We start from the raw sequence: 12,395 nt of genomic DNA, 5'->3' as shown, positions 1-12,395 counted from the left end.
TTGGTGTACTCCTTTTACCGAAGCTACGGTTCCAACAGGCATAAAGATTGGGGTTTCAATTACGCCATGGTCGGTTGTAATACTTCCGGCACGCGCACTTGAATTGGGATCTTTGGCTAATAAATCAAATTGCATAAGTTTCTTTTACAGTCGGCAAAGATAAAAGAATTAGGAATTAGGAATTAGGATTTTATTTAACAGTTGGGTATTTAGGGCTTATTTAGGTGTACTACAATTATGGTTTTAGATAGGCTATAAAAAAAAGACAACCCATCACAAAATGAGAGATTGTCTTTTACACAAAACTAAACAAACTTGTTAATTCCCTTGAAGAGAAGTTCTCTTATCTGGGTAAAAAGAAGCATCCCAATCTTTTTGCGGATTGTTTCTCTTTTTATTGTCTTCCGTAGCATCCTCACTTAAATCATGAGCGTTCTCTTTTTCTAGCGGTAATTTTTGCAAATAATCATCAGTATTGTCATGGGACACTCTATCCGGGTTTGAATCGGTAACTACAGTGGTTTTTTGGGTTGGTTTTTCTTCAGAATGCGAATCATATTTGCTTTCCGACTGTGTCTTACTTTCTGTTGTTGCGCTTAACTTTCCTTTATTTTCCATCCTATTACTTTTATGAGTTGTTATTTTACCATTATTGTAAAAGTAAACCAATCTGACCGGAAGAATTTGTACAATTCTTACTCAAATTTATATCATTGCCACATCATGCCTAAACCAAACTTTTGGAGCAAAAAAAACAACCTCAAATCCCTTTGAGGTTGTTTTGAAATAGTGATTAAGTTTGGTAATGTGTATTACTTAATTATTGTTATTTTAAGAAGCTGCTCTACTTTTTCTAAAATGGGTATCCAGTATTTCTCTTAATGATTCTCTGTAATCGTGCACATGGTGTTTTTTCATCATATAGTCGACTCCAAGATCAGAGAAGTGCTTTACTAACTTTTTAGGGTATGCACCGGAGACCATTACAATTGGAATCTTTTTAAGCGTGTCTGATTTTTTAATGATTTCCAAAATTTCCTGACCATTAAGTATTGGCATATGTATATCCAAAAATATCATATCCGGCTTTTGTTTTTCGGTTTCTAAGACCAATAGCATAATTCTTCCTTCGCTAAATCCTCTGACTGTGTGCCCTAAGTCTTCGGCAATTTCTTTAAAGAAGTCTAAATCTTCATCATCATCATCTAAATAAAAAAGGGTTTGTGAGTTTTTCATAGCAACTTGAAATTGAATCATAAAATTAGCAGAAACCGTAAAAAAATATGTTACAGAATATTGTCATTTTATTATAGAATTTCAATCTGACACCAATGGGTTCTCATTAAGAGATTAGGTTTATTAATAACCCTTTGATAACTAATTTGTAAAACTTTTGCGGCTTGCAAAAATTAGAATTACTTTTGAGCACAATAATTTATACCTAATTTATAATGTCTAACACACAACATTTACAAGATTTTACATCACAAGTACGCAGAGACATTCTTCGTATGGTTCATGCCGTAAACTCGGGACATCCCGGTGGTTCCTTAGGCTGTGCCGAATTTTTCACAGTGTTATACCAACACTTATTGAAAAGAAATCCGGACTTTGACATGGACGGCAAAGGCGAAGATTTATTCTTCTTGTCTAACGGTCACATTTCACCTGTCTTCTACAGCGTTTTGGCACGTTCAGGTTATTTCCAAGTGGCAGAATTAGCAACTTTCAGAAAATTGAACTCGCGTTTACAAGGCCATCCAACAACTCATGACCACTTACCGGGTGTTAGAATTGCTTCGGGTTCATTGGGCCAAGGTTTATCGGTTGCTATTGGTGCGGCTCAAGCTAAAAAATTAAACAACGACAATCATTTAATTTATTCCCTTCATGGTGACGGTGAATTGCAAGAAGGTCAAAACTGGGAAGCTATTATGTATGCTTCAGCCAAAAAAGTGGACAACCTAATTGCCACTGTGGATTACAATGGACAACAAATTGACGGTTCAACTAATGACGTATTGAACATGGGTAATTTGAAAGCCAAGTTTGAAGCCTTTGATTGGGATGTATTAGAAATTAAAGACGGAAACAATATCGATGCAATTATTGCCGGAATGGAAGATGCCAAAAGCAGAACAGGAAAAGGAAAACCGGTTTGTGTTTTGTTACATACCGTTATGGGTAATGGTGTTGATTTTATGATGCATACTCATGCTTGGCACGGAAAAGCACCTAATAACGATCAGTTGGCTATCGGATTAGCACAAAATGCGGAGACTTTAGGCGATTATTAATTCCGTCACAAATTATATTGTAAATTAAAACCTTAGTACCTCAGAGCCTTAGTTGCTTTGAACCTTAAAATGAAACAATGAAAAAATACGAAAATACAGGAAGTAAAGATACCCGTTCAGGATTTGGAGCAGGAATGACCGAATTAGGACAAAAAAATGAAAACGTCGTGGCGCTTTGTGCGGATTTAATTGGTTCGTTGAAATTTGACGATTTTAAAAAGAACCATCCGGAGCGTTTTTTCCAGATTGGTATTGCAGAAGCCAATATGATTGGTATTGCGGCCGGTTTGACTATTGGTGGAAAGATTCCATTTACCGGAACTTTTGCTAATTTTTCTACCGGAAGGGTTTATGACCAAATTCGCCAATCAGTAGCTTATTCCGACAAGAATGTAAAGATTTGTGCTTCGCATGCCGGATTGACTTTGGGCGAGGATGGTGCCACACACCAAATTTTAGAAGACATCGGATTGATGAAAATGTTACCGGGAATGACGGTAATTAACACTTGTGATTACAACCAAACCAAAGCGGCAACAATTGCGTTAGCGGATCATCACGGTCCGGCTTATTTGCGTTTTGGACGTCCGGTTGTGCCTAACTTCACTCCTGCTGATGAGCCGTTTGTAATTGGGAAAGCGATTATGCTAAGTGAAGGTACAGATGTAACGATTGTAGCAACAGGTCACTTAGTTTGGGAAGCCTTAATTGCAGCGGAAGCATTAGAAGCTAAAGGAATTTCGGCAGAAGTAATCAATATCCACACCATTAAACCGTTGGATGACGAAGCTATTTTAAAATCAGTAGCCAAAACCGGTTGTATTGTAACCGCTGAAGAACATAACTTTTTAGGTGGTTTAGGTGAAAGCGTTGCCAGAGTTTTAGCATTAAACAATCCAACACCGCAAGAGTTTGTAGCAGTGAACGATAGCTTTGGCGAAAGCGGAACTCCGGAACAATTGATGGAGAAATACAAACTAAACAACCAAGCCATTGTTGAAGCTGTAGAAAAAGTGATTAAAAGAAAATAAAGCTATTTTATAGTAAACAAAAAGTCCCGAGCAATCGGGACTTTTTTATTTATACTGTTAACTGTAAATTAGTGACAATCGGCTGTAAGATGTTTTTTCTTGCCGTCTGAACATAAAGGAATCTGATCATAAGGATAAGCTATTCCCGTCAAAGGGTTCTTGATCTCAACTTTGGTCATGAATAAATCGCCATCGTCATCAACGTCTAAAAAATCAGGAGTACCATCACCATCAGTATCATCAATATTGGCTACTCCTTCCTCCAAAGCTCTCACGTACCCATCATTATTTAAATCTTCTTGATAAGAAAAAATACCGTCTCCATCGTTATCAACTCTTTGAATTTCGTATAATTTGAAAGCAAAAATTAAGTTAGAATAACCCGGAATTGAACCCGCTGAGCTTCCATAATAAGCCAATCCCGATGGGACAAACATAATACCGGCACCAAAATCAGAATAAGTAATTGTTCCATCAGGGTTTCCAACATAGGTTCCTGATTTGAATCTAGGGAAAATTTCACTCCAACCTCTAATAGTAGAAGACAAGGTTAAAAAAGTTTGAGGATTTAAGTTTTTCTCAAATTCTTTTATTTCGATTGATTCTACAGTTTCGTCATCTACGGTTTCAGTTGTTTTGTATATGTATTGTCCGACATAAGAAGCCAATACTCTATCTACATTACAGGGTGCTTTTGCAATATCTTCAGGGGAAGAAATACTACGGTCTACATGTCCTCTTAGTTTTAAATAATACAATTTATAAGTGATGTCATGTAGACTAACTGTATAATTGGTTACTAAATCAGGACTGTCCCAAATAGGTGTTTGCGTTCCGCCTGCAGGTATTTTAGTAAAAGTTACGTCTTGATCATTAGGAGCACCCGGATTGTCAATAACGTCAATATAATGTGTTTGTAAAAACTCTTCAATTAATACAATATCCTTTGCATATTGTTCTGCATAATCTCGCAAAGGCACTGCTTTTTCATCGTCTTTTGAACAGGAAACTACCAATAAAGCTAAGGTGAAGCCTAGGATAGTTTTAAAAAAATTATTCATTTTTGTATGATATTTAAGTCCGCAAGATACAATATTGATTTATTTTTGTAAACTATTTAACGTTGATTTTGGAAAAAAAATGAGAGTTGATAAATATTTATGGTGTATTCGATATTACAAAACCAGAAACATGGTAACCGAGGCTTGTCGGAAAAATCAAATTACGGTGAATGGACAAGTGGCTAAGGCTTCTAGAGAGGTGTTTCCTATGGATCAAATTACTTTTAGAAAGGATCAAATTACCTATATTATATCCGTTTTAGATATACCGGCCAACAGGGTTGGTGCTAAACTGGTCGATATTTACCGCAAAGACGAAACGCCTGCGGAAACTTTTGCCCATTTGGAACTATTAAAATTATCTAAAGAGCACTATCGCAAAACCGGAACAGGCAGACCTACTAAGAAAGACAGAAGAGACTTAGATGAATTTGGGTTTGAGGTGGATGATGAATAAATGGCTACTGTCTTTTCCGTAAATTAAAGACTATCGAATAACCTTTTTAGTTACAACCACTCCATCGGTAGAGGTAATTTGAATAAGCAGTACTTCGTTAGCCAATCCGCTGCTTACAATAGTTTGAGTAGCATTGATTCCTTTTTGCTCTATCAATAAACGACCTCTGACATCAAATACTTTTACCGATTCCATAAGAACGTTACCAGTTAAAATAACAAAATTATGGTCGTTATTTTTATAAATAACTACTTGATTAGAAGTCAAGATTGGACTGTCAATACCCAAAGCATTATTGGTAAATATAATTTTGAATCGCTCTTCAAAAGTACCTGCTTCTGTGGTAAACTGGTAATTACCGGCTTTTAAATCGTGGATAATGTTAAGCGTTGTATCTTCTAAATAAATAAACTGAGTATCGAATAAACCGTCAAAAGCGGATAGTTTAATTTGGTAAGCAGTAGCCGAATTGGACTTATACCCAATCGGAATTACATCGGTCTCATTAAATGGCAATGCGCGTCCTTGAATAGATAGTTTTTTATCTTCCTGAGGTGTGTAAAGCGTCACCGGATTTCCAATATCTACCATTTCGCCGTCAAAACCTCTGTCCATTCCGCTATTGGTCGCGTTTTCAATATAGGCGATTAGCATTTGCTTATAAGCACCCTCATCATTATAAATATCCAACCAAAAACGGTGACGTTCCAGTTCAATGGCAGACTCACTGTTAGAAGGATTGTTCATTCTGAAGAACTGATCGTTATCCCCTACCAATCTCATGCTGTTTTTATAAATTATATTGCCTGACGATAATCCTTTCACAAAAAAACCTTGACCGGAGGCAATTTTACCATTAGGTACACTGCTATTCAATCCGGGATTCAAAGCTGCTGTACCGGTTCCAACACCACCAGAATAATTGTACATGGCATAATCAGCGGCGTTGTAATTATTATTTGTGATTGGCGTATTGTGCGTCCATAAATAAATTGTCGCATCGATTACTGGCACATTTGCAAGATCAGATAAAAAGGCATTTGCCCCTAAAGCACTCGGATAAGGATTACCGATAAGATTAAATTGATTGGAACCACCCACTATAGGGATTGTTATGTTTCCTGTATTAGGCACACCAATAAAAGAACCAAGGTAATTGTTTGGTGTGGACACATTAAAAGGCGCAACATCTGGAGCTCGAATCAGATAGCCCTTTCCGAGAATCATTGGAATAGTACTAGTAGCATAAGCCCAATTGTTTACAACCGGATCATAAGAGAAAAACAAAGTAGTGGCTGGTGAAAAGTCCATCAAAGTTTGTGGACTTACAGGAGTTGACCAATAAATATAGTCAAACTTCTTGATTGGTGTGCTGACTCTTTTATAGGTAATGTTGCCACTATTAGCAAAAGCCACACCATTATTATTTAGCGTATTGATTTGCACTAAACTCGCATTATTTTCAAAAGTTAACGAACCACCGGTTACTTTCACATCGTTTTGAACAATTAATGTATGTCCAGAATTAATGTTTACAGTTCCCGATATTACCTCAATCGAACAAGCTTCTATATCACTCACAGAAGAAAAAGTTGTAGCGTCGCCATTGAAGATGGCTCTCAGTCCTGAGTTAGGTGTACCGTTACTCCATGTCACTCCATCCCAAGTAGTAGAAGGATAAACAATATAAACTGAATTTGAATAAACCACCGGACAAGTGCCACTCTGCAAGACCACTCTATAATAACGCGTTCCGGCAAAAGTCCCAATTGCCGCACCGGTTAAAGTGGAAGTTGTGTTAGTAATTGGCGTCAAACCAACCGTAAAGGTTGCGTCGGTAGCGTATTCCCAGCGCACTATATTTCCACCTGAAAAACCGGTTAAAGTTAAATCAGAGGCTAACCAAGTAGCACATACTTCCTGACTGCCGGACAACACACCTAATATTGGAGTCGGAATGACAGTTACAGTTGTTGAAACACTGGCTGAACAACCATTGGCGCCAACAACGCTACCGGTATAAACTCTTGTAGTCGTTGGTTTGGTATAAACGGTACCGGTTGGTGTACCACTAATATAAGCTGTAGAAGCTGCCGCATCAAAATATAATTCTGTTGGTGGCGCCCAAGTCACTTCTACGGCTAAAACACCGGTGATTGTGACATTATCAATTGCCCAACCAAAATCCCATGTGGCGTCAAATAAAAATCTGATTTTAACATTTGAATTACCAACATAACTATCCATACTTAAAGTAGCATTGACAAAATTTGATGCAGACCCTTGATTAGCTAAAAAGCTGTTTAAAATAGTCCAAGTGCCACCTCCATCTATAGAAACTTCAACCCTAGCTTTGTTACCCGGAAAGTATCTCAAATAATGGTAAAAATTCAATGAAGCACTTGTATAACCTGACAAATTAATTGAAGGAGACTCTAAATAAGTTAATGTTCTATTAGTCCCTGGACTTCCTTGAGCATCAGAGTTAGAAAAATAAAACTGTGAAACATCATTACTATTCATATTAATATTCCAATATGAACTGGTATAAGAATATGGACTTGGCCTTAAAATCCAAGCTGCATTGGCTACAAGCCCACCGGTTGAGGCATTGGTTTTTATCCAGTTATCGGTAGGCGAATTAAAATTTTCATTAAAAATAATAACCGGGGTTGAAGCCGCTAAACTTGCATTTAAAGATTGTATTGCCCCATCACAAATAGTTGCAGAAGCCGGAACGATACTTATGCCCGGTGGTTCAGGCTTAACTGTCACAGTATAAGATATTACCAAGGTACATAAGCTACCTGATGATTGTGATGCCGTTAAGTTATAAGTAGTTGTAATTGTTGGATTAAATGCAAATCCGGCCGCTATTGAACCAGAAAGACCAACAGTTGTATTCCAAGTAAAAGTATCATAAGACGTTGCACCAGAAACAGTAACCAACGCTGTTGTTTCTCCTTGACAAATTACTGAGGACGAACTACTGAAAGCTATTGCCGGAGGAGTAATGACTGTTGCAGTTACTGGAGTCAGTAACGAACGACAAATATTTGAAAACTTCCAATTGTAAGCATACAGGAAAAAAGTATTGTCATAACCATTTCCATTTATATTAGCTAAAGAAGAAGTATATGGGTATAGAGTATTGTCAATATTAGCCATTAAACCTGCAACAGGTAGTGTTTCAAAATAAACAAAATAATTTCCTGCAGTTAAACTAAGTGCTAAAGCAATAGTTTGTGGCGTATTTCCACCGGCGACATTGGTAACAAAATTATAGGAAGCTATTTGAACATTAGAAGCATTTCTAACCACTATAGTTCCGTTTTGTCCAGAAACCATCGGATAAATATCAAATGATTGCAACGTGGTTGCTGAAGTAACTGAAAAGCTTACAAACGTTTGAATTAATTGGGGAGCGAGAGCACCTCCATGTAATAACGGTGATATTGGACCTAATCCTACCAATCCTCCCGGTGCTCGGGATTGTGCGTAATAGATAGTGGTGGCACCTAGTGTTGGCGTGATATAATTATTACCTGTAAATAACAACGTATCTCCTGTTGATTCTGCATACCATTCAATAGTTGAACCCGGTGCTCCTATTGCTTGCAAAGTGGTTGAACCTCCTCCGCAAAGTGTACCATTGGTAACTGTCAAAGAAGTTGCCGCTGCACAATCTGTACTAAAAGTTTCAATGTTACTCCAAACACTTTTATCACTACTACTACAATTTCCTCTAACCCACACGTAATATAGTGTCGCTGGAGTCAGTCCTGAAATAGTCACAGCCGTTATACCCATACCTACAGAGCCGGTTGGTGTTACTGATCCACTTGGAGTAGTATTTGAAGTGCTGACATAGTATTCATATCCATTGGCAGGTTCCGGTGAGGATGCTGTCCAACTTATCCCTACCGAATTGCTTCCAACTGCACTGATTATAAGATTATTTGGCTCAAAACAAGTTGGTGATACTATAACACTAATATCATCAATCATTATTTTGCTTTGGTTGGCAAAACTATACCCTTGAAAGCCAAGATAAAAAACGTTATTGGTCACCGGAGTAAAATCGACGGTTGCGGTTTGGTATACCGTATTGATAATATTGGATAAATCCAATATAGTATTATTCATTGTAGCTTCTGATGGACCTGTACCTAAACGAATTCTTAAGTTTTCGGAATATGTCCCGGCACTTTGGGTATTGTACTTGAATTTTAAACGATAAGTTACCCCTGCGGTTAAATTTAGTCCAGCTGTGAAAAACCAATCATTAGTGACTATAGCTGTATTAGTTGCTAAGTGAAATGCATTAGGTGTTGACGCGGCTAAACTATTCTGTACATTCCAAGACACGGCATCTGCATTGTCATTAGTTATGGTAAAACAAGTAGGTAATCCATTAACAGGTGTAGTATCAAAATTTTGAAAATACGGTATTGGAAATGCACCACAAAGCGTAGTAACCGAACCGGTTGTACTATTTGTTGAACAGTTGATTCCCACGGCACGTACTCTATAATAATAAGTGGTCAAAGGATTTAGCCCAGAGACTGCAAAATCAGTTGCCCCTGCTGTTGAAACACCTGAATAAGCAGGAAGTGTGGCTGTAAAAGTATTGTTGGTTGAAACATCTATTATGTAATTGGTAGCACCAGACACCGCAGTCCATGAAGCAGTAAAAGAATTTCCTTCTACGGTTGAAGCTGACAATCCGGTTGGTGATGCAGCGCAAGTAGTATTGGAAGCCGAAGCCATAGCACTCAAGTTATAAAAAGGGCCACCAAGACATCCTGCATTATAAGGTATAACCCAATAATAATAGGTGGTATTTGGCGACAAAGCTGTTTGTGCAAACGACGTTGCATTAGTAACACTAACTACCGTGTAAGTTCCCGCAATCACATTGGTAACCGCCCAATAAGTTCGATTTGGAATTTGGACAGCTGATGGTGGCACATTGGTAGTGCTCCTTAAGACTAAGTAATTAGTGGGAGCCGGACTTGCAGCCGTAAAACTATTCCCAATAAAAGTTGTTGCAGTCACGGATGTATTCCCAATTACAAAACCAGTAGGAACTCCGGTAGGTGTTGTACAAGGTAAAGAAGGTGTATAAGTGTATTTGAGTCCGTTATTAGGGTATTCGGCTATACTGGTTCTAACTGTATTGGAATTGGCCGTACCGTTAACTGTTTTCCCTAACCAAGGAGCATTGGTATTAACTCCTGTCTGGTATCTGTTTTGAACTTCTCCTTGTAAAAAGACATTCGAAACCCCACGAATCCCGACTTGGGCATTTAAAACCGTCAAATCATCAGGAGCGCAAACACCGTAGGAAAGTTCAATAGCATTAGTGGTTTCTAACAATCGGATTTGGAAGTTAAAATTTCCGGTATTTGATTTTCTTCTGGCATTGGTCCATTCCACTACAAAAACTCTGTTGGGCGCACTACCTATGGTATTGTAAGTAATATCATCGGTTGTTGATATCAAGTCCATTCCCATCGCACTTATAGTTCCGCCATTAGTAAAAACTGTAGCTACACTTAACGGCAAATAAGAATTGAATATTGGTTGCACTCCGAAAGAAATATAACCATTGGGACTAATGTAACATTGAGTTTGGGTAACGCCATTATAGCTGAAGTTAAAGCCAATAGCTGCTTGAAAAGCTGCACCGGTTGTATGATCATCCCAAGGTGCAGTATAAGCTACAGAAGGTGAAGTAAGCGCCGTATAAGTTGCACTTACTTCACTAAAATTATAGGTGCTAACTTGGGCATTTAATCGTTGAGAGAGAGAAAAAAAGAACATCACTGTAAAAAAAAGACCTAAAAGTTTTTTCACAGAGAAGTAATTTTTTTTGTTTGTTTTGGCAATCATATACATATTTTGATTCAAGGCGAAACATTCAAAAAAAAAACACTAAGCACCAAACTTCAATCGTTTGTTTTTTAAATAATTAAAGAGGTGAACAAGCATTTTACAGTCGGTAAATTTATGTGAAAAGTTTCTAAAAAAAAGTTTAAAAAATCTAATTTTTGAAATAAAGCATCAAAATATTAAAAAGTATTGGTATTTAGTAGCTTTGCACTCATACAATTCCTATACATATCGAGAGAATTGTCTAAATAAAGTAATAATAAAGCTACATTTTATTTTGAAATGACAAATATATATAGATAATAAATCACAAAAACAGCTTAGAAACTAATTCGTCACCTTAATTATTTAATAATAATGAAAAAAAACAAAGTGTTTTCTATCTTTGAAAAAAAAAACATGGGGCAAAATATCATACTCAACCACCAAGAAATTGAACATAAAATAAGACGTATTGCCTATCAAATATATGAAACCTTTGCTGGTGAAAAAGAAATTGTATTGGCTGGTATTACCAACAATGGCTACCTCTTGGCTGAAAAAATTGGTGTGATTCTAAAAGACATATCTGATATCAATATCGTATTGTGTGAAGTCAAAATTGACAAGCAAAATCCGTTTAATCCAATAGCTACTTCAATTACCAAAGAAACATATAATGACAAAAACTTAGTCCTAGTTGATGATGTCTTAAACTCGGGAACGACACTGGTTTATGGGGTAAAGCATTTTTTAGAAGTGCCTATTAAAAAGTTCAAAACCGTAGTTTTAATAGACCGAAATCACAAAAAATTTCCCGTCAAAGCTGACTTTAAAGGGATATCGCTTTCTACCTCTTCCAAAGAACATGTTCATGTGGTATTTGAGGAAAACAATAATTATGCTTACCTAGTTTAACAAAGCTACTATTTCACTCACAATGGCTTGCGGTGTTTTACTTTCGGTATCGACTTTAAAAGTAGCCTGATTGTAATAATAACTTCTGTCAAATAGATTTTTGGCGATGAATTCTTTGAGTTGTTCTTCCGATTGGTTGGCGATTAAAGGTCTGTCGCCATTATTACTACTAAGCCTTTTATACAACTCTTCAATTGAAGCTTTGAGATAGACAGAAACCACATTTTCGCCATTTAGAAGTAAATGATTATTAGAATAACAAGGTGTTCCACCACCGGTACTAATAACAAGACTTTCATTACTGTCCAAAAGTTTCTTTAATTCCAGATTTTCCTGCTTTCTGAAAAAGATTTCACCTTTTTCTTTAAAAATAGCTGCTACAGATAAATTAGTATTTTTTTCGATTATTTGATCAAGGTCAAGCCATTTCATTTGTCTTTTTTCGGCTATCAATTTGCCAATAGTTGACTTTCCAACTGCCATATACCCTACTAAAACAATTTTTCGCATTACAATAAAACCTTATAAATTAAGCCATTAAGACCCTTATCTAAAAAAAGCCAAATTTATAATAAAATTGCTTTGAAATATAAATAATAAGGTCTTATATTTGCACCCGCATTCAAGAAAAGAAAAAGACTCGATAGCTCAGTTGGTAGAGCACATCACTTTTAATGATGGGGTCCTGGGTTCGAGCCCCAGTCGGGTCACAATTTTTCTTTATTTTGATGCTAAAGACTCGATAGCTCAGTTGGTA

General features: G+C 36.9%; 9 protein-coding genes, 1 tRNA gene and 1 pseudogene. 5 read left to right on the top strand and 6 right to left on the bottom strand.

The genetic code is table 11. The features are described from left to right. The 3 genes and pseudogenes from tgt to B3C16_RS06020 all read right to left on the bottom strand — a co-directional run. Window positions 1–135 (bottom strand): annotated as a pseudogene (gene tgt, locus B3C16_RS06030) (tRNA guanosine(34) transglycosylase Tgt); the annotation flags it as partial. A 183-nt stretch (window positions 136–318) separates the two neighbouring features. Beyond that, window positions 319–618, bottom strand: coding sequence for a hypothetical protein (locus tag B3C16_RS06025; protein ID WP_291129847.1), 300 nt, complete (start codon window positions 616–618; stop codon window positions 319–321). 213 nt (window positions 619–831) lie between these two features. After that, window positions 832–1,236 (bottom strand): response regulator, encoded by a 405-nt coding sequence (locus B3C16_RS06020; RefSeq protein ID WP_291129845.1) that lies wholly within the window; start codon window positions 1,234–1,236, stop codon window positions 832–834. 215 nt (window positions 1,237–1,451) lie between these two features. Here B3C16_RS06020 and B3C16_RS06015 point away from each other — a divergent pair, with 215 nt between their 5' ends. Next, window positions 1,452–2,297 (top strand): transketolase, encoded by an 846-nt coding sequence (locus tag B3C16_RS06015; protein WP_291129843.1) that lies wholly within the window; start codon window positions 1,452–1,454, stop codon window positions 2,295–2,297. Window positions 2,298–2,374: 77 nt separating this feature from the next. Next, a complete protein-coding gene (locus tag B3C16_RS06010) occupies window positions 2,375–3,328 on the top strand; it encodes a transketolase family protein (RefSeq protein ID WP_291129840.1) in 954 nt (317 codons plus the stop codon). Window positions 3,329–3,396: 68 nt separating this feature from the next. Here the strand turns inward: B3C16_RS06010 and B3C16_RS06005 are convergent, their stop codons facing one another. Then, window positions 3,397–4,389: an FKBP-type peptidyl-prolyl cis-trans isomerase gene (locus B3C16_RS06005; protein WP_291129838.1), complete on the bottom strand. Its 993-nt coding sequence runs from the start codon at window positions 4,387–4,389 to the stop codon at window positions 3,397–3,399. Window positions 4,390–4,468: 79 nt separating this feature from the next. Here B3C16_RS06005 and B3C16_RS06000 point away from each other — a divergent pair, with 79 nt between their 5' ends. After that, a complete protein-coding gene (locus tag B3C16_RS06000; protein ID WP_291129835.1) occupies window positions 4,469–4,846 on the top strand; it encodes an RNA-binding S4 domain-containing protein in 378 nt (125 codons plus the stop codon). Window positions 4,847–4,876: 30 nt separating this feature from the next. Here B3C16_RS06000 and B3C16_RS05995 read toward each other — a convergent pair whose 3' ends face one another. Then, window positions 4,877–10,705 carry a fibronectin type III domain-containing protein gene (locus B3C16_RS05995; protein WP_291129832.1) on the bottom strand — a complete coding sequence of 1,943 codons (5,829 nt, stop codon included), beginning with the start codon at window positions 10,703–10,705 and terminating at the stop codon, window positions 4,877–4,879. Between the two features lie 435 nt (window positions 10,706–11,140). Here B3C16_RS05995 and B3C16_RS05990 point away from each other — a divergent pair, with 435 nt between their 5' ends. Continuing rightward, window positions 11,141–11,638, top strand: coding sequence for a phosphoribosyltransferase family protein (locus B3C16_RS05990; protein WP_121315021.1), 498 nt, complete (start codon window positions 11,141–11,143; stop codon window positions 11,636–11,638). On the opposite strand, the gene B3C16_RS05985 is transcribed toward B3C16_RS05990, so the two are convergent. Beyond that, window positions 11,630–12,148, bottom strand: a complete 519-nt coding sequence (locus tag B3C16_RS05985; RefSeq protein WP_121313328.1) for a shikimate kinase — start codon at window positions 12,146–12,148, stop codon at window positions 11,630–11,632. The genes B3C16_RS05990 and B3C16_RS05985 overlap by 9 nt on opposite strands. Window positions 12,149–12,275: 127 nt before the next feature. Here B3C16_RS05985 and B3C16_RS05980 point away from each other — a divergent pair. Beyond that, window positions 12,276–12,348 (top strand) — tRNA-Lys (locus B3C16_RS05980). Window positions 12,349–12,395: the final 47 nt, after the last annotated feature.

It is taken from the genome of Flavobacterium sp. UBA7682 (assembly GCF_002482945.1).
Taxonomy (GTDB): Bacteria; Bacteroidota; Bacteroidia; order Flavobacteriales; family Flavobacteriaceae; genus Flavobacterium.
This window is presented reverse-complemented; position numbering and strand designations above follow the sequence as displayed.

Excerpts from the sequence above, each read along its gene's own strand:
- B3C16_RS06025 (WP_291129847.1), bottom strand. The coding sequence starts at position 618 with ATGGAAAATAAAGGAAAGTTAAGCGCAACAACAGAAAGTAAGACACAG.
- B3C16_RS06000 (WP_291129835.1), top strand. The coding sequence starts at position 4,469 with ATGAGAGTTGATAAATATTTATGGTGTATTCGATATTACAAAACCAGA.
- B3C16_RS06020 (WP_291129845.1), bottom strand. The coding sequence starts at position 1,236 with ATGAAAAACTCACAAACCCTTTTTTATTTAGATGATGATGATGAAGAT.
- B3C16_RS06015 (WP_291129843.1), top strand. The coding sequence starts at position 1,452 with ATGTCTAACACACAACATTTACAAGATTTTACATCACAAGTACGCAGA.
- B3C16_RS05990 (WP_121315021.1), top strand. The coding sequence starts at position 11,141 with ATGGGGCAAAATATCATACTCAACCACCAAGAAATTGAACATAAAATA.
- B3C16_RS05985 (WP_121313328.1), bottom strand. The coding sequence starts at position 12,148 with ATGCGAAAAATTGTTTTAGTAGGGTATATGGCAGTTGGAAAGTCAACT.
- B3C16_RS06005 (WP_291129838.1), bottom strand. The coding sequence starts at position 4,389 with ATGAATAATTTTTTTAAAACTATCCTAGGCTTCACCTTAGCTTTATTG.
- B3C16_RS06010 (WP_291129840.1), top strand. The coding sequence starts at position 2,375 with ATGAAAAAATACGAAAATACAGGAAGTAAAGATACCCGTTCAGGATTT.